The organism is Enterococcus sp. AZ050, from assembly GCF_051715085.1.
In the GTDB taxonomy this organism is placed as follows: Bacteria; Bacillota; Bacilli; order Lactobacillales; family Enterococcaceae; genus Enterococcus; species Enterococcus faecalis.
This window is the reverse complement of the sequence record NZ_JBIOTC010000001.1, coordinates 1,936,390-1,959,181: the sequence shown is the minus strand read 5'-3', so window position 1 is coordinate 1,959,181 and position 22,792 is coordinate 1,936,390. Positions and strand designations below refer to the sequence as shown.

The window sequence follows — 22,792 nt, the reverse complement described above, 5'->3', positions numbered from 1 at the left end:
AAGAAATAGACTAAAAAGATTAAAAAACAAAAGAAAATGGAGGCTATTTTTTTCATGGAAGAATCCCGTGTCCGTCAATTACCAAAAATCGAGCTGCACTGTCACTTAGATGGGTCGATTCGACCAACCACTTTACGCACCATTGCTGAAAAACAAAACATTCCATTACCCCAAGACGAACAAGCCTTGAAAGAGTTAGTGGTTGCCCCTGAAAAATGCACCGATTTGAATGATTATTTAACTCGGTTTGACTTCGTGCTCACCTGTCTACAAACAGCTGAAGCTTTGCAAGCAGCGGCGTATGACGTGATTAGCCAAGCTGCCGAAGATGGCGTGGCATACATAGAGGTGCGTTTTGCGCCTTCCCAACATACAGAAAAAGGCTTACGGTTACCTGAAATCGTGACTGCTGTTTTAACTGGCTTAAAACAAGGCGAAGAAGATTTTGGTGTAAAAAGCAATGCACTGTTATGCGGCATGCGGCATGATCAACAACAAGCCATAGAAAAAATCGTTCACTTAGCGCATGATTTCAGAGAGACAGGCGTTGTCGGCTTTGATTTAGCTGGCAATGAAGTCGATTTCCCTCCATACACATTTGAAGACGTATTAGCTTTAGCCAACCAATTGTCAATTCCATTAACACTCCACGCTGGGGAATGCGGCTGTGGCAAAAATGTCGCTGATGCTGTCACTTTAGGTGCTACTCGGATTGGCCACGGTATTGCTTTGAAAGATACACCCGAATACTTGGCGCTCTTAAAAGAAAAAAAGGTTCTTTTAGAAATGTGTCCAACTAGCAACTTCCAAACAGGCACCGTCAAAACATTGGCTGAATACCCTTTTCAACAATTTATAGAGGCTGGCTTAGCCGTCTGCATCAATACCGATAATCGCACTGTTTCAGATACTACGTTAACGAAAGAATTCATGAAATTGGCCACTTGGTATCAATTAAGTTATGACGAAATGAAGCAACTCACTAAAAATGCGCTTGCAGGTGCTTTTTTATCGCCAGACGAAAAAAAACTGTTGAACCAAAAAATTGATCAAGCGTATCTATTCTAAAAAAGAACCGCCACTAAAGTGGCGGTTCTTTTTTACTCTGCTTCTTTAACACTTCGTAAAATATAATAGCCTTTGTCTTTTGTCACAATTTCAACATTGCCAAATACTTCAGCCATTTTCTTTTCTGCACTAGGTGCACCTTGTTTCTTTTGAATAACCACCGTTAGTGTGCCACCAACTTTCAACAACGGAAAAGCCCCTGTTAAAATGCCATGGACAACTTTTTTGCCTGCACGAATGGGCGGATTGCTAACAATCGCCGCGTAGGTCGTTTCGTTTAAGGTTTCATACACATTGGAAGAATGGATATCCACAGTAGTAATTTGGTTGCGTTGGGCGTTCATTTGAGCTAGCCCAACTGCCCGTTGGTTGACATCCACCATTTCCACCAGTCGACCAGTCGCCGCTGCTAAGGACAACCCAATTGGTCCATAGCCACAACCAACATCTAACAAACGGCCTGCTGGTAAATTTTCCCATTCAAAGGCATCAATCAACACACGAGAACCATAATCCACTGTTCCTCTTGAGAAGACCCCGCTATCGGTCGTAAACTGAAAGGTCCGACCACGTAATGGAAAAGACCAGCTTTCTAAATCATGTGCTAATTCTGGATTTTCTGTATAATAATGATTCGCCATTTTGTTCTTCCTATCTATGCTTGTTTTGGTTTTAGTCTACCCTTTATTTCTCGAACAATCAAGGCACCTAATAATTCATAGCCTACTTGTGAAAAATGCAAACCATCTGCTTGTAAAAATTCATCCGTTCCAGGATAAACAGTCATCGCTTTATACAAATCAATAACTGGCAAGTTATGTGCCGCTCCGACTTCTTGTGCAACCTTGACCAATTCCTTGATACGCGTTTGTGGACGTTCTGGACGTCTGCCACTATCCGCATATGGTGGTGTAATTAAAATCACCTTTTCTGAACCAATTTCGTGAATCATTGTTTCAAGGTTTTCTCTAAACGTGGCTACTGTTATATTTCGATCCAGTGACGCATCATTGGCGCCAAAGAAAATCACCACTTCATCAGGTTTCTCAATTAGTACTTCTTTATTTAATCGTTTTAAACCATCCTCTGTTGTATCGCCAGGCATTCCAGCATTAATAACAGCCACTTCTTCTAGACCCATCGCAGCAATATCCCGTTTCACTAAGTCAACAAGAACAGGTGAGACGGCTTCGTCTAAATAACCAGCAGTAATGCTATCACCAAATAATACAATTTTTCTCATGGCTTTTCCCCTCTTTTCTAACAGTTTTCTCTTTTCATGATACCATTTTCATCATAAATTGGCGAAGAAGGGAATTCTTTTGTAAAATCCTGTGTTTCCCTTGTGAAATTATGGTAAAATGTACAAAGATTGAACAGGGTTTGGTGGAGGAACAATGGACGATAAAATGAATTACTACCCAATTTCCAGAGAAGAATGGCATGGGTTTTATCATGACGGCAAAGCACCGTTAACCGAAGCAGAATTGGATAACATTAAAAGTGTGAACGACCAAATTTCACTAAAAGATGTACAAGAAATTTATGTACCCTTAACGCATCTTATTCATTTGTACATGAAAGAATTTGAATCGCTAACACTTAGCAAAGGATTATTCCTACATGAATATGTCTCTGTACCACCATTCATCATTGGAATTGCCGGCAGTGTCGCCGTTGGTAAAAGCACCACCGCTCGTCTTTTGCAAAGAATTCTGGCCCGAACGTTTAAACGAAGAAACGTTCAACTCATTACAACGGATGGATTTTTGTATCCCAATAAAGTGTTAGAAGAACAGGGAATGATGGACCGAAAAGGGTTTCCTGAAAGTTATGACATGGAAAAGCTAATTAATTTCTTAAACGAAGTCAAAAGCGGCAAAGACGAAATTAAAGCACCCGTCTATTCTCACAGTGTCTACGATGTTATCGAAGGCGAATATGAGTTGATTCAACAACCAGATATTTTGATTGTTGAAGGCATTAACACATTACAGTTGCCCGCCAATCAACAAATTTATGTGAGTGATTTTTTTGATTTTTCTATTTTTGTGGATGCCGATCCAGCCTTAATTGAAAAATGGTACCTAGAACGTTTTGGGGCCTTATTAGATACGGCTTTCTTAGATCCTAATAATTATTATTACCAATATGCAATTGGCAAACGAGAAGATGCTTTCGCCATGGCACGGAATGTTTGGAAAACCGTGAACTTGCCGAACTTGGAGGAATATATCTTGCCAACGCGCGGACGTGCGGACATTATTTTGCATAAAACGGAAAATCATTTGATTGACCAAATCTATCTACGTAAATATTAAGGGTTGACGAGCTAAGAAATATCCTGTATCTTTTGTAGAAATATCCTTGAAAATTTTCAGCAGAATGCATGACTTTCAAGGAGTAAAATGTTTTAATAAGTATAGCTAGACAAAGAAGAGTACGGAACAAAAGTGAACCACTTTTTAACCGCCTGATTTTCGGCTGTTTAAAAGTAGCCCCTGCGGAATTAAGCCAAAATTTTCTAAAAATCGTAAAACAATTTTTGAAAATCCTCTCTTAATTCTTGGTGCTGACCACTTTTTAACCGCCTTTTCTTTAGATAAATTTAAATGGATAAGGGGTAATAGACGTGACTAACGTTGCCGATTTGACATCTGTCGAAAAAATTATTGTTTTAGACTTTGGTAGTCAGTTTAACCAATTGATTACTCGTCGTATTCGTGAATTTGGCGTATTCTCTGAGTTATTAAGCCACCGAACTACGGCAGAAGAAATTCGCAAAATCGCGCCTAAAGGAATCATCTTCTCAGGTGGACCAAACAGCGTGTATGACAAAGATGCTTTTAGCATTGATCCAGAAATTTATGAGTTAGGAATTCCCATTCTTGGCATCTGCTACGGTATGCAATTAATGACTCATAACTTAGGCGGAAAAGTAGAACCTGCCGCAAACCGTGAATACGGAAAAGCAGAATTAGAAATCCTTGGTGATGCGACATTATTCCAAGGAACACCTGCGAAACAAACCGTTTGGATGAGCCACGGTGATTTAGTAACAGAAATCGCTCCTGGATTCGAAAAAGTTGGGACAAGCAATGATTGTCCAATCGCTTCTATCGAAGATGCCAACCGCAAATTCTACGGCGTACAATTTCACCCAGAAGTTCGTCATTCAGAATATGGTAACGACTTATTACGTCACTTTGCTTTTGATGTGTGTGGCTGTACTGGTGACTGGAGCATGGAAAACTTCATCGATATGGAAGTCGCTAAAATCCGTGAACAAGTAGGCGATAAAAAAGTCTTACTTGGTTTATCAGGTGGCGTTGACTCAAGTGTTGTCGGCGTGCTTTTACAAAAAGCCATTGGCGACCAATTAACTTGTATCTTCGTTGACCATGGATTATTACGTAAAGGTGAAGCAGAGCAAGTAATGGAAAGTTTAGGCGGTAAATTTGGCTTAAACATTATTAAAGTAGATGCGAAAGAACGCTTCTTAAGCAAATTAGCAGGCGTTTCTGACCCTGAACAAAAACGTAAAATCATCGGTAACGAATTTGTGTATGTTTTTGATGACGAAGCAACTAAACTTGCTGGGGAAGAAGGCGTTTCATTCCTAGCACAAGGAACTCTTTACACAGACGTCATCGAATCTGGTACAGAAACTGCGCAAACAATTAAATCACATCACAACGTTGGTGGTCTTCCTGAAGACATGCAATTTGAATTAATTGAACCTTTAAATACATTATTCAAAGACGAAGTTCGTGCCTTAGGAACTGAACTTGGCATGCCTGATGCAATCGTTTGGCGCCAACCATTCCCAGGACCAGGATTAGGTATTCGTGTGCTTGGTGAAATTACAGAAGATAAATTACAAATCGTTCGTGATTCAGATGCTATCCTACGTGAAGAAATCGCAGCAGCTGGCTTAGATCGTGACATTTGGCAGTACTTTACTGTCTTACCTGGCATCCGCTCAGTAGGCGTTATGGGCGATGGCCGTACCTACGATTACACAGTCGGTATCCGTGCTGTGACTTCTATCGACGGCATGACCGCTGACTTTGCCCGTATCCCTTGGGATGTTTTACAAAAAATCTCTGTGCGCATCGTGAACGAAGTCGCACATGTAAACCGTATCGTGTACGATATTACTTCAAAACCACCTGCAACTGTGGAGTGGGAATAAAGAGCTAACTAAATTTGAGTTGAGAAAGCCTATTTTACCGCATTTCTTGAAATTAAAAATGGATAAAAACTACTAAAAACAACATAGTTCCCTGCCAAACTCCCTGCCAAGAATTTTTCTTTGTAGGGAGTTTTTCATTTAGATTTAGATTAAAATAAAAATTGAAATAGCATTTGGCATTAATTCCCAATAGTTTACTCAAAATGTTTATGCTAATTTAAAAAGGGACCACTTTTTACAGTTTTGATGGTTGAAAAAGGGACCACTATTAACTCACAATAAGTAATTATCTATATTACTTATTGGAGGTTTTGGAGTGATAACTTTTATGGATAAAATGACAATTATTCGTTTACTGCAAAATGGGCGCTCACAACGTTCGGTTGCTAAAGAATTAGGCATTAATAGAAAAACTGTTTCTAGATATTGGCATCAATATTTAGAAAACCAACAAGCACTAGAAAAAGATCCTACTAATCCTTTAAAACAAGAAGCTTTACTGTCTTTGCCAACTTACAATTCTAAAAATAGAATGCCTAGAAAATATACTGCTGAAATTGACAAACGAATTGATGAAATACTTGAATTTGACAAAATTAAACAAAAAAACTTGGGACAAAATAAACAGCGATTAACTATTGTAGCTATTTATGAGATTTTAAAATCCGAAGGATTTGATATCGCTGAAAGTACTTTAAGACCCTATGTTCGAGAAAAATTAAAAATAAAAAAAGAAGCTTATATAAAGCAAATTTATCCTTTAGGTTATCGAACAGAATTTGATTTTGGAGAATTTAAATGTTTGATCAAAGGTGTAAAAAGAACTTTAACACTCGCTGTTTTTTCTTGTCCTGCTTCTGGGTATCGTTGGGGGAGAATCTATGAATCTGCGAATCAGCAAGTATTTTTAGACGCTCATATTCGTTTTTTTGAACACCTAAACGGTGTTTATTCAACTGTAGTTTATGACAATATGAAAAATGTTGTAAAACGCTTTGTTGGAAAACACAAAAAAGAATTAAACGATGAATTAATAAAACTATCTTTGTTTTATGGATTTAAACCAGTAGTAACAAATCCTTTTAGTGGACATGAAAAAGGCCATGTAGAAAAAAGTGTGCAGATTTTACGACGAAAAGCATTTACTAAACAATATGAATTTGCGTCTATTGAACATGCACAACAACATTTAGATAACATTGTAAAAGAACTTAATGTAGCAACTGAAATTTCAACAGAGCAATTGCAATTAAAAAAATACGTGGATTCTATGACTATGGCATTACTACAAGACAAACCGTTGATAAGTATAGTTTCATTCACGTTAATGGTAATTTTTATTCTGTTCCAGATTATTTAGTAGGTAGTCAAGTTACTGTAAAAAAATACCTCAATGAGCTAAAGATTATTGGTAGTCGCCAAGTGATTGCGACACACACAATTCAACAAGGACACAAAAACTATTCGATTGATATTCGTCATTATTTAACCACTTTTCAAAGAAAACCTAAATCTTTAGAACATTCACTTGCTTTAAAAAAGATTCCTAAATTACATTTATGTTTTCTTCAGTATTATCAAAACACACCAAGAAGATTTATAAAAATAATGGAAGAAAATCAAACTATTTCTATGGAACAACTTATTCATCGTTTAGAACAGGAAGCCCTTAAAGACCATAAGGTCTTTAAAACTCCTCCAAGTAAGGCAGTTAATGAAGCAAGAAATCAATTACATGAATATAACAATATTCATCAAATTCGAAAGGTGAGAAATAACTAATGTCCTCCATTGAATCTTATGCCAAACAACTAAAATTAGCTTATTTAAAAAAGAATTATTCAGTACTTGTTCAGCAGGCAATTGATTTAGAACAAGGATACGAGGAATTTTTACACAATATTTTAGCGTTAGAAGTAGAACATCGACAAAATAATCGAATTCAAACACTTATTCGAAAAGCAAAATTACCGAATAAAATCACTTTTGATGATTATATGGACAATCATTTAGAAGTAAAGATAAGAAAACAAATCAAAGAATTAAAATCACTTAAGTTTATTGATAATAAGGAAAACTTGATATTAATGGGAAATCCTGGTGTTGGTAAAACATATTTAGCTACTGTATTAGGTATGGAAGCTTGTCTTAGTGGCAAAAGTGTTCTATTTACAAATATTCCTAATTTGGTTATTGAGTTAAAAGAATCCTTGAGTGCTAATCAATTAAATTTTTATAAACGAAGATTTAACAAGTATGACTTAGTCATACTTGATGAATTAGGGTATGTTTCATTTGATCAAGTCGGAAGTGAAATACTATTTAATCTTCTTTCTAATCGAACCACAGCAGGCTCTATAATTATTACCACAAATCTTTCATTTGATCGTTGGGAAGAAACTTTTAAAGACCCAATGCTTACAGCAGCTATGGTGGACCGTTTGGCCCATCGGGCTCACGTGCTGGATCTTAGTGGTCCATCGTTTCGTGTCGAAGATACTAAAAAATGGCTAAAATAATTTTTGGCCCCTTTTTAAATCATCGAATGGCCCCTTTTTCAGTTGCGTTTAACACAAAAAAGTGCCTTATTACACAGGCACTTTTTTTGAATCTAAAACATTGATTGGATTATTAGTTTGATTAAACTTAAAGTATATTTATCTCTTACTACTTCTTCTTAATAGTTTTCTAAATGGAAGTGCACGAAATAGAAAAGTCATCAATATCCCTAATAATACACCTATACTCAGTACAATCAACCAACGCCAATCAAATTCTTGAGACATCGAAGTATTCTTTTGAGTTATATTCTCAATATTTAAAGGTTGAGCAAAAAAATTAAACAATTGACTCTTATCTGCTTTTTGATCTCGTGTATTGGCAAGAACTTTATTGAAATTAGTATTATATTCTTGATTTTGCTTAAAAGATTCTTCTCCCGTATTTAATAAATCATTTGTATTTTTTAATAGCTTTTCTGCTGAATTTTTTGTTTCTTCTGTAGTTTCTACCATTTGTTTAAATTCAGTCGCATTATCTTTAATCATTTGAGCACTTCTAGCTGTATCTTCCGCAGTTTTAGCTGTTGAAGTTGATAATTCTGAAATAGTTTTATACAACTCCTCACTCGATTGTTTATCTTCATAAAGTGCCTTTTCATTTGAACTATACGCTTGCCAAGACTTTAAAGCTAGAGTTTGCTTATCATTCTTTTTCCATGAATCATATTGTTGAGTAATTGAAGCTAAAGTAGATTGATACCAATTCTCTAAGGCAATGATATTTTGGTTCAAAATATCATTAGGCATATTTTGGTTCAAAATCTCTTTATTCTTAGATAATTTATCTAAAGTAGAGTTTAATGCCTTAATACTTTGAACTATTTTTTCAATATTTTCATGACCAGATTGCTTAAATTTTTCTACATCTTCTTCACTAAGTCGTAGCTTCAATTGTTCCAAGTCCATATTTCCATAGCGATTATAAATAGATAATTTTGATAGCTTTTCAAAATCTTCTATAGTAGGATTTTCAGAAAGTTGAGTTATCATATCATCTACTTTATAGTCAGGCGCTCCATATGACCATGTAATAAGAGTAGAGGCTGTATCTATATTATTTAAGAGTTGTGTAATTTCTCCAAAATTTTCTCCTCCTAAATATTCTGAAACTGTATCTGCTGGATATAAAGTAAAATGAGTAGAAGTTTTAGTCTCAATATTATTATCTTCCCCCCAACCAAAAGAAATCGTTGTCTGTGTCCTTTCACCTAGTGCTACATCATAAACTACAGTATAAATTGCATCTTTTGTATTTTCTTCACTACTTATCGTACCATCACTATTCGTCACTTTATGGTCTTTATTATGCAGTTCCACCACATTACCATTAATAATACTGCTTGCTTCATCATTGCTCTCTGATGAACTCACAAAAACAACTTGATCATTGCCATCTATCGGTCGTAGAATATAGTTTTTACCTGCAGGTACAACAATTTCTAATGTTTTCTTGAAAGTTTGATTTGTTTCACTTGGAACATCCGAAAATTTTACGACTGCTGAACTTGCTCCTGAAACACGACCATAACGTGAAATTAAATCCAATTCATTTTTATATCGAGAAACATCAATCCCTTTTTTCTCCATTGCATCAAAAAGTACTTTATAATTTTCTACATTTTCCCAATCAAGTTGCTTCAAAATATTATTAATATTTTCAATATATCCTTTTGAAGAAAAATTATCCGTTTCCCCAAACGATGAAGTTAATTTTTGAGCAAGAGCTTGCCGTGCATTCGTTTCAGTTTGACAATTTTCAAATTGATTGAAATTCTTTTCAGTCAATTCTAAACTGTTTTGTGAGAAAAATTGTTGGTATAAATCCTTTTCTAAAGAAAGAAGTTTTTCTCGATTTTCTGTAAGAGTGTTTATCTGTTCTTCTAAACCATCATGTACCCCTGTAATAACAACATTATAGTTCTGAACCTGGTCTTTTAATTCTTTTAATACGCCAGATTCGTTATCATTTTCCTTTTTAGAAAAATTTAGTAGTTGGTTAAGCGTGTTGTTATAGGCTATATCAAATTGTTTAAAATAAACTTCTTGATCATTCTCTGCTTGGTCTTCAATTCCTTGATTTCCATTTTTCACATTTATATCTGCGATTCTTTTCTGTGTGTCAAAATATTTTTGAAGAATGGGCAATTGGCTCTCAAAACTTTTGCTTGTATTATCAAGCATAGACTGTGTAGACTTTGTAAAGCTATTTTGAGAATCAATCCATGCCTTATTCATAGATTGAAGACCATTAGCACTTGAAATTACTGAAGAATAACCTTGATTAGTGGATTGAAAAGGACCATAAACATTCTTCGAGAGATTTGTTAAGACATTTTCTTGATTTTTAATAACATCATTCATATTATTTTGAGCTTCTGAAATATTACCTGCAACAGAAGCATAATACATTTTAACAATTTTTTGATTGAAATCGTATAAAATATCTGTAATCTTATCGTTCAATAATTTTTGAGACAAAGTGGATTGATTATCTTGTAATTTATAGTTTACCTTTGCTTGCATAGGATCAATATCTTGCAAAGTCAAAATATCATGTGAAAATGATTGTGGGATATATATAACTGCATCCACTGAACTGTCTGAATAAGCTCGATCTGCGACAGGACGAGAAACTACTTGCCAATTATATTTTGTATCTCCTGATACAAGATTAACAAAATCTCTACCAAAATTATAATCTTTCTCATTAAAAGTTGATGTTTTATCTTCATTAACAAGAGCGATTGTCGCCTTCTTTGCTTGAACTTTACCTTGAGACTTTTTTTGATTCAATAAAAAAAGCAAGCCTACCAAAAATACTAACATCACAATAAGAATCGAAAAAGTGATAATTATTCTTTTCTTCTGTTTTAGTTTATGTCTATCAGCTAATGCTTGCTTATTTTTCATAGATACTTGCTCCTTTTCCTTAATAATAATCAAATACTAAATTTATCATATCCTGATTTTTTTACTAATTCATCATAATTCTCTGCAAAAATTTGTTCGTCAGAATTCACATAGCCAAAGAAAATAATAGATTCAATATCTTCTCTATTAAAAAATGCAAATTCTTCTCCATTTGTAATACCAGTAGGGTACGGAACTGCAGAATAATCAAAATATCCTATTTCCCCATCTTTTTCAAATAACGCTGCTCTACTAACAATCATCAAGGGAATATTCCCCTCTTTTGTAATAATCACTGTTCCAATTGGTAAGATTTGTTCGTCATTGTTATTCATTTTACTTCTCCATTTCTTTTTTTAGATTGTTCAATATTTTTTTTATTAATATCGCCTTAATAACCATGTTCCAAAAAATATTAGGTATCAAAGATAACAGTCCCCCAAAAACAAATAGTTTAATCAAAAAAGTTCCTGTTGTATCTGATTGATTATATATCCAAAACATTAAAGGTATAACCACTATGAAGGTAAAGAGACTAACTAGTATATTTACTAAATATGGGGATTTATACTGCCCTACTGCATTATTATGCTTAATTGAAAAATCATAGATGGATTCAAAATATTTTATTTGAATGGATATCTTAGGGGGGGCACATTTCTTAGGTCTCTCCATGTAAAGCAACATTATATACTCAAACCCCAGAAACAATAATATTCCCAAAATTATAGGTATCACATAGGCGAATCCAGATAAACGCTCAATAGGTGTAGCAATTTTATTTGTATATCCTCCGAGTAATGCAATCATAGGTAAAACGATAAAAGGAGAACTTAACGGCAAAGTAGATAATACTTTTTTCATAATACTACTTTGCCTATTAAGCTCTGTCTTCCCCCAAACTCTCCACTCAATACTTTTTGAAAAAAAATTATATTCAGCAGATAATCCTGTTCCGTCTAATTGTTCACTAAATCCATTATCAACATGAAAGACTATTTTTGTTAAAGGAATACTTACCATGGCCAGCTCCATCCTTTCTTTTTAGGTTTAATTCCTTTATCCAATTCTTTGTTCGCCAAACTTCCCAGCCAACTACCTAAAGTAGCTCCCGCTAGTCCTCCGACCACTGCCCCAATTGCACCTCCTACACCAGGTATAGGTATTAATGCTTGTCCTAAAGCAACACCAGCAACTCTTCCTGCTGTTTGTCCCGTTACTGTTGCCATAACATCTACTGCTGTACCTATCCATCCTGCAAATGTAAATGCTTTTCCAACTTTCGACATAGTTTTAAAAGCAGTCACATTCTCTTTCATCATTATTAAATCACGATTGATTGTACTATGTTGATATGATGGTAGTTTGCTAACAATTTTACCTAACTTACTTTCGTTTTTTGCTATTGACTTTCCAAAAATCTTTAAGTCCTCAATTCGAGCTCCTCCTTTAGAAGGTATTGTTCCTCTTATAAAGCTATTAGGATTGTTCTTCCATTTCCGTAAAATAGCTCGTCCATATTGAACACTAGAATAGATATCTTTTGAATCAATACACCATTCTCCACCTATAAATTTCCCTTGAACTGAATTAAGCCACTTACCTACATTGTTAAACACAGTTCCCCTATAGCACTTACAGATGCTACAATAGTTTTGACTTGCTATCTGTCTTGCCTTTAGAAATTGATAAATTATTCTTTCTCCACTTATCATATAACTGAACAAATCTTTTTTCATCATCATCTTTAAATCCTTCAAAAATTACTTCGTCAACATCTTCATCATTAAAATAATACACTTGTTCAGGATCTAAACCTGTAGGATAAATCGCTCCAGTATAATCAAATACGACTTTATTTCCATCTTGCTCAACTAAAGCACCTCTATTTAGAATCATCATCTTTTGATTTCCCTCTGACAAATAAACAATACTTCCAATTGGTAACATAGTTAATTCTCCTTTTTTTCTATTATTTGATATTTAACATTGATATTAGGAACATAATTATGGTTCCACATCGTTCCTATAAAAATAACACCCAAACCAAAAAAGCTTAAAACTGCGTACATTGTTGAAAAACCTAAAACAATCAGACTAAACAAACTTATAATCAATATTAGCAAAAACACTATAATAACAATTATAGGTTTAATTTTCCTTTCCCATAAACTTATTTTTTCAAGCTTTGCAACCTTCAATATATACTGTGGCTTTTGTTTAACACTAATTCTATTAATTTTATTTAAACCCATAATTGTAAATAAAAACATAACGGTTAAAATTAACAATGAAATAACTAAATTAACAGTCGATATCAACCCTATAAAAAATAGTGATGACTCTAACCAAAAAGTAAATGGCCGTTGCACCATAAAACCAATTTGGATTTTTGAACTATAATTTAATTCTTCTCCAGTTATCTCATAAATCTTCCATGTATTTTTTTTAGGATAAAAGACTTCAAACGGATAATAATTACGAAAATCTCTTAAGTCATAAAAATCCCAAATAAAAGATTTTCCATGTATTTTAATCAAATAATATCGACTATTAATACGTCTTAGATCTTCAATAAGATATTTATCATACTTTTCTACCATCCAAAAGCTCCTTTAAGAGACTTTAGGGGACTACTAATAGTTTTTCCAATGTTATTAATTTTATCTCCCATCCCATCAACAATATTTTTAAATGGCTTACAATGTTTATAAAGTTTTTTGGTACCTACAGCTACTGCTGCTCCTACTGATACTGCTCCAACAATTGGTAATGCTATTGCCGCTGAACTTGCTAAAGCGGTTCCTGCAAATGCAGATGCAACAAATCCTCCGACAGCAGAACCTACCACACCTGCTCCCCAACTTGCTGCTGTAACTGTACCACTATATACGAAGGCTCTTCCTTTATTGTGATACTCAAGATTATACTCATTAAAATTTTGAACAGCACCAAGAGCAACTAGACTTCTCCCTCCCCATGTTGCCACGTTTCCAATTATCTTATTTGCAGGATTAGAGATACTTTTTAATTTTCCACTCAACCATCTTCTTGGTCCAAATTCATCTTTTACAAAAGTACCTAAAGAACTTCTTGGTTGTAATTTTGCTCCTAAAGATTTTCCTATATTTTTTCCTTGGTTAACAATGATATCTTCAATCTCACCAAGAGCCGCTCCTGTTGATTCATCTAACCAACTATTAGCATTGGTAATTTCAATTCTAAACTCTTTCAAGTACTCTTTAATTTCTTTACTATTTGTTATGTCAAGACTTACTTTTCCTGCACTATCAAATTGAGCTTCAGATAAAATCAAAATTATCCTTGTAATTCTTTCAAAATCCTCCAAGCAATTTGAGAAAAGTGGATTTACATTAGTGTTAAACTCATGTAATTTTTTTAGTTTATCCTGTACTTTTTGAATATCCTCCGCAGTCGTGCTCAGATAATTTGAAAGCTGACTTTGAAAATTACTATACATCATATTTAATTCTGCATTTTCAGGACAAGAAATCGACATCATACGATAGTAATTGATTTGTGATGTCAAAGAAGCTTGTTGAGCTCGAAGCAACTCTAACTGTTGATTAAGTTTATCTTCATCCAAAAATTCTCCACCCGCAGCTCCTGCATAACTTTCATATTGATTAAGTTTTGATTTAAGTTGCTGTAATGATTCTGATGCTTTAGAAATAGTTGGAAGTACCATTTCTGAAAACAAGCCTTTACCAGCTGTATACGCAGCTCCTGATAAAGTATGTCCATTAAGAGCATCAATAAGTCGTTTACTTGCCTGATTTAATTGCTCAATCATAGTTTCTGCAGTAGCTAGATTGCTTCTCAAAGCATTTACTAATCCTTGCGATTCAGATGGACTAAAAACTAATCCCATGGCACCTGATTCCTTTCTTTTTGTAAATTTTCGCGCTCATCTTCCAATATATTTTTCGCTTTACGATAATTTATTTTTATTTCTTCTTGTTGCTGAGATAGAAGATTTAATACATATTTTCGTTTCTGCTCAACTTCGCTATACGAACTATTCATTTGACTTAATATGTTTAACTCGTCTTCAATTTCCTGCAGCTGACAAAAATTCTGTTCCATTTCAAATCGAAAACTTTCTATTGTATTTTCTACTTGACATTGCTGAACGTACATTTCCTCTATCTCTCGCTCTTTATCTAAAATTTGTAAATCATAAACATATCGCTTTTCTGAGTTTTTATCTCGTACCATTATTCAAACCCCCAGCTTAATTGAGAAAAATCAGCACTATCTTGTTGGTCTCGCTGTTCAATCACACTTGCTAATTGGGGAAATTTATTTGCTTGTTCTTTGACAGCTATTTCTAACTTAGTTAAATCTGTAATAATACGATTAGAAATTTCCATTGCTTGTTTCATTCCAGCAATATTACTTTGACCTAAAGAAAATTGTCGTCCTTTACTGTTTCCAATTTGAGAAAATTCAGATACAGCAGATAGTGCTACATCGTAATTCGAACTAACTTTAACCATCATTCAATCCTCTCTTTCTAAATTTATAAAATGGATCACGTCTTAATAAGTCTTGTTCTTTTTTCAAACGATCATCTTCTAATTTCTTTGCTTCTTGAGCTTGTAATTCTAATTTTCTTTGTTCTTCTAAATTATCCACTTCCGTTTTAACATTTATTGCTGGAGAATTAATTGCTTGATTCATTTTACTAAGAAGTTCGTTTAATAAAGTTTCATCCTTTTCATCAATATACCCTTGAGTAAGAATTTCTTTTACTTGACTTTCTGAAATGGTTAAAATATTTTCCTTTTGACTTGGAATACTTCCAAAAGGATGAGGCGCGACTTGATAACGAAGAATAGTTTCTCCTTTAGTGTTTTTCCCAACAGCACGAGCAATAATCACATATTTAGTATCTAACAATGCATCCATATCATCAATCTTGACCATAGAACCAAGACCTAAAAATTTCAACTTCTTCAAAGTCATTTATCTACTCCTCTCGTTCGGTTGGTACAACAACATTTAAGAAATCCTCATCTCTCACACAATGCAAAACATTTAATTCTGTTTTTTCATTTTTTTGCTGAGGAGATAAATTTTCAATAAAATGTTGTGTTCCAAGTTGTCCACCAAACAATATGGTTGAAACATTTTCTTTGACCGTAATAGTCGGCATAGCAAAATTGTTACCAATATTTGTAACATAATCCATAAAAATAAACTGTACATGTGGTATATTTTGCTCTATCAAATGAATAAATTGAGATTGCTGATATCCTAATTTATTCAATATATCTGCTGTTCCATTGAAAATGATTATAGTATCCTTCTCAATTTCTTCCGAAGAAATTAATGTAGCCAAGGCTGACTTAAATAAGTCAAATTGATTATTTAAGTCTTCTTTTGAAATATAAATAGAAACAAATTTTTTAAATTTTTCTAAACTCTTCAATCCATCTACAAGAATTACTTCTATATTCGGGCGAATTATCTCACTAAATAAAAACGGAGCCAATATATTTAGTTGTTTCTTATTTACTGGAAAAAGACCTATGCTCTCACCTGCAAACAGTTTAAAACTTTCTACATTTGTGTTTTCCTTATTCAACCCAAAATACAAAATATTGTCTTTCCTCTCAGAAATAAATGTTTCAAATTTCTCAACTGTTAACCTTTCTGGAACCATTGGAATAGGGTTTGGTCGAATACCTTTCAAATTCTTATTGAGATTTGAAGCTTCTGCTTCTAATTTTTCCAACAGATCAGAACTATTATTCGCAGTTACAGGTAAGTAAAACTGTATAGCTCGTGGTACTTCCAACATGACTTGTCCTCGCCCGACTTTTGCTTCTTGTAATACTCTATCCCGCCCCATAATCGAGATTAGTTCACTTTCCTCATTTAGATAAAGAACCATTTTGGTCGCAATCGCACTCATCATATTCATACGGATTGCACCTGTTCGTGAAGCGGTTGAAATCAAATAAATTCCTAAACTAGCCCCATCACGAAGAACTTGTAATAAAAGATTATCAATTGTCTCCTTACGTTTATCATTTGGCGAAAGACCATCATAGTTATCTAATAAATTGATAAGAATTGGCAGCTGTTGTTTAGTTTTTGCTTCATACTGTGACAAACTTGCTACGCCAACTTCTTTAAATTGTTTCTTCCGTTCCGCCAAAGTAGATGCAATGCGATTTAACATTTTTTCAAGTTTTTCTTCTTCTTCAAGAGTGACAATGTCTGCCACATGCGGAAGATTTTTAAGAGGTAATAGTCCGTTATTTCCAAAATCTAAAAGATTAAACTGTACTTGTTCTGGTGTATTCACTCTTGCCAAATTCAATGCTAATGTTTGTAAAACTGTTGATTTGCCATAACCTGAACTTGCAAAAATTGTAGTATTATTTTGTTTTTCTAAATCAAAATAATATTCTTCTTGTGCCTGTTCACTCGGAATATCAAGTAATCCAAGTGGAACTTTTAGTGTTCGTACGCCAGTTTGTGTAGCCTTAGGGGTCGAAATATTTTCAGGTAAATTTGGTAACCAAGGCCTATCAGGTAATGGATACTTAGTATTTTCAAAAATTGCTTCAATTTCTGCAATAACTGCTTCAAGTTGTGTTGGAAAATCACTTGTGTCTTTTCCTTGTTTCACTTCTACCTTTGGATCATAAAGAAGTTCTTGTTGCCCTAAACTATTTATTTTGTAAAGTCTTTCATCCACAACTTCTTCACTATTCTTTTCTGGATCATATGGGACACCTGCATATCCACTTTGAAAGAGTTCATACACCTCATTCTCTCCTACTTTAAGATAACCACGACCAGGGTTTGTAATATGAGCTGCATCAGGTGTTTTTAAAAGTTCATTAGAATCTTGTACATTTGCCATCTTTAATGCAATTTTTGAAGTAGAATTTGCTTCAATCTGATCATTAACTACACCACTTGGTTTTTGAGTTGCCAAAATCAAATGAACACCTAAACTTCGCCCAATACGTGCAACGGATGTCAATTCATCTAAAAATTCAGGGACATTCGCTTTGAGTTCCGCAAACTCATCACTAACTAAAATCAGATGTGGGAGTGGCGTAGTTGGGTAATTGATTTCTGGTTTTGGTGTAAGTCGTTCTTTATATAAAGCCATATAGCCATTTATATTATTCACGCCATATTTTGCAAATTCACGCTGACGTTTATCTAGTTCTGCCTTGATACTTGCTAAAGCTCTTGCTGTTCCTGCACCATCTAAATTAGTAATTGCACCCATGAAATGTGGAAGTTTCTCCAACGTATTCGCAATTCCTCCACCTTTCCAGTCAATAATAAGCATTCCTATATCTTCTGGAGAAAAGTTAATCGCAAGCCCAATTAAATAAGTTGTCAAAAATTCAGACTTACCCGAACCTGTCGTTCCTCCTACCAAAGCATGTGGTCCATGCGCTCTTTCATGTAAATCCCAATACGCATAATCTGATTTTCCCCGCCAACCGATAAGAGCCCGAATGGACTTATTCGGTTGTGCTTCTTTCCAACGTTCTGTGATATTCAAATCTTCAACTTTTTCAACTTCATATTGTTCAAGGAGACTTAGACTTTCCGGAACTGAATTTTTCTCTACTTCTAAATGGTTTAAATTCCCTAACTTACGCAAACTAACTTCTAAATTTGTTGGCAACTTATAAGGTTGAAATGGCTTATCTATATACGTACCATGATCAGTTACGAAACGGCCACTCGTCGAATTACGTACTTCTATCAGAGCAGTTATTGTCTCAGGTAAAAGTTTTTCATTTTCTTTACACCAAATTACTGTAACACCTAAATTGCTCATGTCCTCTGCAAGAAGTTCATTGATTCCATGCCCCGCCAAATAACTATCATCTGAAATAGAAAAGATATAATGAGGAGTAAATCGTGGGACTTCTTTCCCTGATTCCTTTAAAACTTGTTTCCTTTTATTAAGCAACTGATAAAAACTATTTAACACAATATCTCTTAACTTATTGCTATAGATAATTCCACGCATATTGAACTCATTTGAATGAAAATGAGGTAAAAAACGCATAGATTTCCATGTCTTCTCATATTCTTTTTCCGATACCAAACTAATAAAATTTACATCTTGATAGGAATGAAAAAAGGCAATTTGAAAGAGTATTGACTCAAGTACCGTAGATACCTCTTCTTCTGTTCCTACAAATCCTACTGTTTGCTCTTTGAGTTCTAGTATTGTAGGGACATTACGTTGTGTTTGATAGTAATCTTGAATACCTCGAAGATGATTCGCCTCTTCACTTAAATCTTTGGCATCCACATTAGTTTGGATTTTTAAATGAGTCGGTTCATCTGACAAACCTAATGATACATTCAAAAAATCTTTATTTTGACAAGTACGCTCATAAATTCGTGCATCATATTTTTTTATTTTGTTTGCCAATTCTATCGGGCTGGGTTGTTGAAATTCTAAAACAGCCTTTTCTTTTTGATAAGCGACATCAATCTCTCCAACTGTTTTAACCAAATATTTTGCATAAGTTTCCGCAGAAGTTTTAGCCCCTTTGACACGGTCGTTCTTTTCTGTAAAATATTGAGAAACAGTGAAGCCTGCTGTCATTAAACTCATTCCCCCCATGCCTAACATCATGATAGGATTACGTCCACTAATTACCGTAGTAAAAGCAGTCATTGCAAACATACCTAGAGGTGGCAGAATCATTTTCATTAGACTCTCTTTTTTGCCACTTTGAGATTTTTCTTGTACATCTATCCGAAACTTATCTGTTGGAACTTCCAAGTTTAAACGTGGACTTCTTCGATAATCAGGAAAGTTAATAGGATACAGTCTCTTTTGCTTTTGAACTAAAACTTGATTATAGTCAAATACAAAATCAGTGGTAAAACTAGAAATTCCCCATTGACCATTCAATTGTTCTATCTGAAAGTCATCTGTCACAATCTTAATTCCATCATGAATAGGAATTGCACAGTTCTTTGTAATTCTCTCCTTATCACAATAAATGAGCGCTCCATTCGGAATAATAATAAGGTGTTTCTCATGTAAAACAAGTTTAACTTTACTATTTGTCTGGATTGCACAATGTGCTTGATTTCCAATCGTTAAATCTTCACTTTTATTATGCGTAAAAAAAGTTGTCTTCACATTATATTTAGAGAGTACCAAAAATTGATGTCCATCTTTCTCTACCTTTCCTAAAGGAACACTTTCTCCGTTGATAAATAATTCATCGTCAATGATACCAAAATTAAACTTTTGAAATTTTATAAACGGAGTAGTTTTTGTCAATACAACTTTTTTTAACTGTTCATCTAAAAGGTAGATGACAAATAAAATATTATAGGAATCTTTTCTGTTATCCAATACAATTTGATTTTCTTTTTTTATTTCATTTTTTTCAAATATCTCCATATGCTTATTTTCCTAACTTTTTAGTCAATTCCTCAATTTGTTTAGTATATTCTTCCAACAATTCCTGTTTCTTTGCTCCAGCCATCTTAGTATTAAGTTTTGTTGCTTGATACAAATCTGTATAAGCTAAAAGAGTCAATTGATCATCTCCTAAATTCTGTGCTAAGTCTAAAGCCTTGTCAAAGTTTCCTCGACCAATATTTCCCCAGTAATTCAAAGTATTATCATCAGATTTAATTGAAAGAGTATTTAAAATGGCTTGTTTTTGATTTCCTGTTAAGTCACTTAAATTCACACTCGAAACAGCCAAGATGTATTTTGCAGATTGAGGCAAACTGCTTAGATCATATTTTTCTAAATCTTTTTGCGTTTTCGCATAATTGTTGGTCAAAAAACTTGTTTGTGCTGTAATAATTGCATTTTGTTTTTCATTTTCACTTTTGTATTGATAGAAGAAAAATCCCATGACAAGCGCTAGAATAAGGGATATAACTCCGATAAAACGATAAAATGCATATTGATTTCTTCCAACTACTCGTTTAGTTTCTTGTATTTTTACTTTTTCTTTTACAATTCTTTCTTCAAGGAATATAAAAATTTCCTCCGCTGTTTTAGCTTGAAGTACTACTTGCGAAAACTTATCTTTTAAACTAAGTGAACCATTGAGCAATTTCTCATAGCTCAATTTAGGGTGAAAAATAGAAAGTACTAATGCTTTTAAATTACTTAAAAACAATGCTTCATCATATTTTTTAGGTACAACCATTTCTTCTAAGCCAAAATGTACTACAAATAACTCTTCTCCTACGAGATAAAGATTATCAGGATGTAAAAATGGTACTTTAAATTTATTTCTTAAAGGAAGCAATTGTCTTAATTTTTCAGCTAATTGTAGTTTCTCGAGATTTGTACTTGACGATTGTATCGCTTCATTAAAAAAAATAGCATCTTTTGAAATAGTATAACGAATAATTGCTCCATCTTCTGTCTCTTCCAAAGGAAAAATATTTTGAACAATTGCAATACTGTCTTTGTTCATTTGTGTTTTCAGTAAAGAAACTTCAAAAGTTTCTGAATTTTTCTTTGCTATGATGTTTTCTTGCCCATTAAACATATATTCAGTTTTCTCCTGTCACAATTTTTAATCTATCTCCATTTGCAACTCCAAAATCCGAAAGAAGATCACTTTCTTCCATATCAAGTGCCTTATCTATGAACACAAGATCAAATTTATCCAAAAAAATTCCATTTTCTTCAAATAATTCTTTAATTAATACTTTCAATCGTCCAAAAGTAACTTGTATCGGAATACTCATATCTATTTCCTTTAAATCTTTAATCAAAGTAATATTAATCATTTTCGTCTCCTTGCCCAATGTCGTCCTACAAAACTGCCCATGATAAGTAAAATAACACCAACAAAAATATAAAATAAAATTATAGGTTGATTATTACTAGATGTACTATCTTCTTTTGAAGGAATCACTTGAGGTTGATAATTTTGAAATAAGTTTTTAGGAACAACAATCTTTTCTTGATAGTTAATATTTCTATTTTCAAAATCAATCTTTTCCGCTTGCTTTATCAAATTTTCTTGCATTTTCTTATTATTTTTCAAGGTTTGATTTAACTCATCAGAGAAAAGTTGCCCACGAATCAGAAAATCACCACTGCTTCCCACCTGTGCATCTTCATTCATAATAACATTAGGGTTTAAAGTTAGACTCCCGTTACCATCTGCATACACATTGTTGGTAATGACAAAACAAAAAAATAAACTTAGTAAAAAACAAGCCAATTTTTTTTCGTAAAAAAAGCGCCTACATAATAGGCGCTCACACTTAGAATCCAAAACTTTGCGCATCTTGTGCATCACGCTCAGCAACAGTATCTGCGTATTTATTCAATTGTTGATTAATACTTTCAAGTAACTCTTCAAACTTTTGAACATTTTGATAAAGTTGATTGTATTGTTCCAAATAAGCTTGAAAGGCTTGTCCTTTCCATTCTTCTGCAATTGTAGAATTCATTGAATTCACACGTTGAATCGCTTGTTCAATTTGTTCCTTTGATTGAATATAAACTTGTGCTTGTTGCTTAAGTTCTTCAGGGGTTACACTAATTACACCCATGATATCCTCTCCTTTTTAATTAATGATAAATAAATTTTATAATACATTTTTTTATTTTTCAAGCAGATACTGTTTTTTTTGACACTATCTATACTAGCTACACTATTGGTATTCTAGATTTTTTTGGTAAAATACACGTGAAGCTACTAAAACGAGAAATGTGAGGGAATTTTATGAAATTAAGAGCATTTGGCTGGATACAAACCCCATCCAATTTACGTACTTAAAAAAAAATTGTACAAGTTTTTGACCCAAAGTCCTTACATTATAAAAAGTTACGTGATCATGTTATTGCGAACCAAATTATTTACTTTCCAGAAATTCGTGATTATCTATTGGAAAAGCTTCAAGATGGTATCGCAGAATTTAGTTATTCAGAACTAGTGGGTAACAGTAGAGATAAATACGGTAATCCTACTAAATATTAGAAAAAAACAGCAAGCAAATTCACTTCTTCAAATAACTATTTTGCCACAATCAGTTAATA

At 33.6% G+C, this 22,792-nt stretch carries 23 protein-coding genes and 1 pseudogene; 7 read left to right on the top strand and 17 right to left on the bottom strand.

Features of this window, described 5'->3' with window-relative positions; translation table 11 throughout:
- Window positions 1–36 precede the first annotated feature (36 nt).
- Window positions 37–1,068, top strand: coding sequence for an adenosine deaminase (gene add / locus IGJ04_RS09435; RefSeq protein ID WP_002356163.1), 1,032 nt, complete (start codon window positions 37–39; stop codon window positions 1,066–1,068).
- Window positions 1,069–1,100: 32 nt separating this feature from the next.
- Here add and IGJ04_RS09430 read toward each other — a convergent pair whose 3' ends face one another.
- Both IGJ04_RS09430 and IGJ04_RS09425 read right to left on the bottom strand, forming a co-directional pair.
- Window positions 1,101–1,709: a class I SAM-dependent methyltransferase gene (locus IGJ04_RS09430; protein ID WP_002356162.1), complete on the bottom strand. Its 609-nt coding sequence runs from the start codon at window positions 1,707–1,709 to the stop codon at window positions 1,101–1,103.
- A 14-nt stretch (window positions 1,710–1,723) separates the two neighbouring features.
- Window positions 1,724–2,311, bottom strand: coding sequence for an SGNH/GDSL hydrolase family protein (locus IGJ04_RS09425; protein WP_002356161.1), 588 nt, complete (start codon window positions 2,309–2,311; stop codon window positions 1,724–1,726).
- A 154-nt stretch (window positions 2,312–2,465) separates the two neighbouring features.
- On the opposite strand from IGJ04_RS09425, the gene coaA reads away from it, so the two are divergent.
- The 6 genes and pseudogenes from coaA to istB all read left to right on the top strand — a co-directional run bounded on the left by coaA (window position 2,466) and on the right by istB (window position 7,782).
- Complete coding sequence (coaA, locus tag IGJ04_RS09420) at window positions 2,466–3,389, top strand: type I pantothenate kinase (protein ID WP_002361524.1); 924 nt, start codon at window positions 2,466–2,468, stop codon at window positions 3,387–3,389.
- Between the two features lie 311 nt (window positions 3,390–3,700).
- Window positions 3,701–5,263: a glutamine-hydrolyzing GMP synthase gene (gene guaA, locus IGJ04_RS09415; protein ID WP_002356158.1), complete on the top strand. Its 1,563-nt coding sequence runs from the start codon at window positions 3,701–3,703 to the stop codon at window positions 5,261–5,263.
- Between the two features lie 328 nt (window positions 5,264–5,591).
- Entirely contained in the window at window positions 5,592–6,623 is a 1,032-nt protein-coding gene (gene istA, locus IGJ04_RS09410; RefSeq protein WP_438840165.1) for an IS21 family transposase, read from the top strand.
- A pseudogene (locus tag IGJ04_RS09405) lies at window positions 6,581–6,670 on the top strand (Mu transposase domain-containing protein); the annotation flags it as partial. The gene istA and the pseudogene IGJ04_RS09405, both read left to right, overlap by 43 nt.
- A 15-nt stretch (window positions 6,671–6,685) precedes the next feature.
- Complete coding sequence (locus IGJ04_RS09400; RefSeq protein ID WP_438840164.1) at window positions 6,686–7,045, top strand: hypothetical protein; 360 nt, start codon at window positions 6,686–6,688, stop codon at window positions 7,043–7,045.
- A complete protein-coding gene (istB, locus tag IGJ04_RS09395; RefSeq protein WP_438840163.1) occupies window positions 7,045–7,782 on the top strand; it encodes an IS21-like element helper ATPase IstB in 738 nt (245 codons plus the stop codon). Before IGJ04_RS09400 ends, istB begins: the two co-directional genes overlap by 1 nt.
- A 138-nt stretch (window positions 7,783–7,920) precedes the next feature.
- Here the strand turns inward: istB and esaA are convergent, their stop codons facing one another.
- Genes esaA through IGJ04_RS09320 form a run of 15 tightly spaced genes read right to left on the bottom strand, consistent with a single transcriptional unit; the run spans window position 7,921 to window position 22,308 of the window.
- On the bottom strand, window positions 7,921–10,734 hold the full coding sequence (gene esaA, locus IGJ04_RS09390; protein WP_438840162.1) for a type VII secretion protein EsaA: 2,814 nt from the start codon (window positions 10,732–10,734) through the stop codon (window positions 7,921–7,923).
- Window positions 10,735–10,763: 29 nt separating this feature from the next.
- Complete coding sequence (locus tag IGJ04_RS09385; RefSeq protein ID WP_438840161.1) at window positions 10,764–11,069, bottom strand: DUF4176 domain-containing protein; 306 nt, start codon at window positions 11,067–11,069, stop codon at window positions 10,764–10,766.
- Between the two features lies 1 nt (window position 11,070).
- Window positions 11,071–11,769: a hypothetical protein gene (locus tag IGJ04_RS09380; RefSeq protein ID WP_438840160.1), complete on the bottom strand. Its 699-nt coding sequence runs from the start codon at window positions 11,767–11,769 to the stop codon at window positions 11,071–11,073.
- A complete protein-coding gene (locus IGJ04_RS09375; protein ID WP_438840159.1) occupies window positions 11,751–12,353 on the bottom strand; it encodes a hypothetical protein in 603 nt (200 codons plus the stop codon). The genes IGJ04_RS09380 and IGJ04_RS09375 overlap by 19 nt, the downstream gene beginning before the upstream one ends.
- A gap of 25 nt (window positions 12,354–12,378) precedes the next feature.
- The gene (locus IGJ04_RS09370) at window positions 12,379–12,684 is read right to left on the bottom strand and encodes a DUF4176 domain-containing protein (protein ID WP_438840158.1); all 306 of its coding nucleotides are present in this window, start codon (window positions 12,682–12,684) and stop codon (window positions 12,379–12,381) included.
- 2 nt (window positions 12,685–12,686) lie between these two features.
- The gene (locus IGJ04_RS09365) at window positions 12,687–13,337 is read right to left on the bottom strand and encodes a hypothetical protein (RefSeq protein ID WP_438840157.1); all 651 of its coding nucleotides are present in this window, start codon (window positions 13,335–13,337) and stop codon (window positions 12,687–12,689) included.
- Entirely contained in the window at window positions 13,331–14,626 is a 1,296-nt protein-coding gene (locus tag IGJ04_RS09360; protein ID WP_438840156.1) for a T7SS effector LXG polymorphic toxin, read from the bottom strand. The genes IGJ04_RS09365 and IGJ04_RS09360 overlap by 7 nt, the downstream gene beginning before the upstream one ends.
- Window positions 14,617–14,973, bottom strand: a complete 357-nt coding sequence (locus tag IGJ04_RS09355) for a hypothetical protein (protein ID WP_438840155.1) — start codon at window positions 14,971–14,973, stop codon at window positions 14,617–14,619. The genes IGJ04_RS09360 and IGJ04_RS09355 overlap by 10 nt, the downstream gene beginning before the upstream one ends.
- Window positions 14,973–15,257, bottom strand: a complete 285-nt coding sequence (locus IGJ04_RS09350; RefSeq protein WP_438840154.1) for a hypothetical protein — start codon at window positions 15,255–15,257, stop codon at window positions 14,973–14,975. Before IGJ04_RS09350 ends, IGJ04_RS09355 begins: the two co-directional genes overlap by 1 nt.
- Complete coding sequence (locus IGJ04_RS09345) at window positions 15,247–15,723, bottom strand: DUF4176 domain-containing protein (RefSeq protein ID WP_438840153.1); 477 nt, start codon at window positions 15,721–15,723, stop codon at window positions 15,247–15,249. Before IGJ04_RS09345 ends, IGJ04_RS09350 begins: the two co-directional genes overlap by 11 nt.
- Before the next feature lie 4 nt (window positions 15,724–15,727).
- Complete coding sequence (essC, locus tag IGJ04_RS09340; protein WP_438840152.1) at window positions 15,728–20,173, bottom strand: type VII secretion protein EssC; 4,446 nt, start codon at window positions 20,171–20,173, stop codon at window positions 15,728–15,730.
- 4 nt (window positions 20,174–20,177) lie between these two features.
- The gene (gene essB / locus IGJ04_RS09335; RefSeq protein WP_438840151.1) at window positions 20,178–21,287 is read right to left on the bottom strand and encodes a type VII secretion protein EssB; all 1,110 of its coding nucleotides are present in this window, start codon (window positions 21,285–21,287) and stop codon (window positions 20,178–20,180) included.
- A 4-nt stretch (window positions 21,288–21,291) separates the two neighbouring features.
- Window positions 21,292–21,531: a type VII secretion protein, YukD family gene (locus IGJ04_RS09330; RefSeq protein ID WP_425136624.1), complete on the bottom strand. Its 240-nt coding sequence runs from the start codon at window positions 21,529–21,531 to the stop codon at window positions 21,292–21,294.
- A complete protein-coding gene (gene essA, locus IGJ04_RS09325) occupies window positions 21,528–22,037 on the bottom strand; it encodes a type VII secretion protein EssA (protein ID WP_438840150.1) in 510 nt (169 codons plus the stop codon). Before essA ends, IGJ04_RS09330 begins: the two co-directional genes overlap by 4 nt.
- Window positions 22,015–22,308 (bottom strand): WXG100 family type VII secretion target, encoded by a 294-nt coding sequence (locus IGJ04_RS09320; RefSeq protein ID WP_242327080.1) that lies wholly within the window; start codon window positions 22,306–22,308, stop codon window positions 22,015–22,017. Before IGJ04_RS09320 ends, essA begins: the two co-directional genes overlap by 23 nt.
- Window positions 22,309–22,792: the final 484 nt, after the last annotated feature.

What these genes read in the sequence shown, in the direction of transcription:
- add (WP_002356163.1), top strand. Translation starts at nt 37, where the DNA reads ATGGAGGCTATTTTTTTCATGGAAGAATCCCGTGTCCGTCAATTACCA.
- IGJ04_RS09430 (WP_002356162.1), bottom strand. Translation starts at nt 1,709, where the DNA reads ATGGCGAATCATTATTATACAGAAAATCCAGAATTAGCACATGATTTA.
- IGJ04_RS09425 (WP_002356161.1), bottom strand. Translation starts at nt 2,311, where the DNA reads ATGAGAAAAATTGTATTATTTGGTGATAGCATTACTGCTGGTTATTTA.
- coaA (WP_002361524.1), top strand. Translation starts at nt 2,466, where the DNA reads ATGGACGATAAAATGAATTACTACCCAATTTCCAGAGAAGAATGGCAT.
- istA (WP_438840165.1), top strand. Translation starts at nt 5,592, where the DNA reads ATGGATAAAATGACAATTATTCGTTTACTGCAAAATGGGCGCTCACAA.
- istB (WP_438840163.1), top strand. Translation starts at nt 7,045, where the DNA reads ATGTCCTCCATTGAATCTTATGCCAAACAACTAAAATTAGCTTATTTA.
- esaA (WP_438840162.1), bottom strand. Translation starts at nt 10,734, where the DNA reads ATGAAAAATAAGCAAGCATTAGCTGATAGACATAAACTAAAACAGAAG.
- IGJ04_RS09385 (WP_438840161.1), bottom strand. Translation starts at nt 11,069, where the DNA reads ATGAATAACAATGACGAACAAATCTTACCAATTGGAACAGTGATTATT.
- IGJ04_RS09380 (WP_438840160.1), bottom strand. Translation starts at nt 11,769, where the DNA reads ATGGAGCTGGCCATGGTAAGTATTCCTTTAACAAAAATAGTCTTTCAT.
- IGJ04_RS09370 (WP_438840158.1), bottom strand. Translation starts at nt 12,684, where the DNA reads ATGTTACCAATTGGAAGTATTGTTTATTTGTCAGAGGGAAATCAAAAG.
- IGJ04_RS09365 (WP_438840157.1), bottom strand. Translation starts at nt 13,337, where the DNA reads ATGGTAGAAAAGTATGATAAATATCTTATTGAAGATCTAAGACGTATT.
- IGJ04_RS09360 (WP_438840156.1), bottom strand. Translation starts at nt 14,626, where the DNA reads ATGGGATTAGTTTTTAGTCCATCTGAATCGCAAGGATTAGTAAATGCT.
- IGJ04_RS09355 (WP_438840155.1), bottom strand. Translation starts at nt 14,973, where the DNA reads ATGGTACGAGATAAAAACTCAGAAAAGCGATATGTTTATGATTTACAA.
- IGJ04_RS09350 (WP_438840154.1), bottom strand. Translation starts at nt 15,257, where the DNA reads ATGATGGTTAAAGTTAGTTCGAATTACGATGTAGCACTATCTGCTGTA.
- IGJ04_RS09345 (WP_438840153.1), bottom strand. Translation starts at nt 15,723, where the DNA reads ATGACTTTGAAGAAGTTGAAATTTTTAGGTCTTGGTTCTATGGTCAAG.
- essC (WP_438840152.1), bottom strand. Translation starts at nt 20,173, where the DNA reads ATGGAGATATTTGAAAAAAATGAAATAAAAAAAGAAAATCAAATTGTA.
- essB (WP_438840151.1), bottom strand. Translation starts at nt 21,287, where the DNA reads ATGTTTAATGGGCAAGAAAACATCATAGCAAAGAAAAATTCAGAAACT.
- IGJ04_RS09330 (WP_425136624.1), bottom strand. Translation starts at nt 21,531, where the DNA reads ATGATTAATATTACTTTGATTAAAGATTTAAAGGAAATAGATATGAGT.
- essA (WP_438840150.1), bottom strand. Translation starts at nt 22,037, where the DNA reads ATGCGCAAAGTTTTGGATTCTAAGTGTGAGCGCCTATTATGTAGGCGC.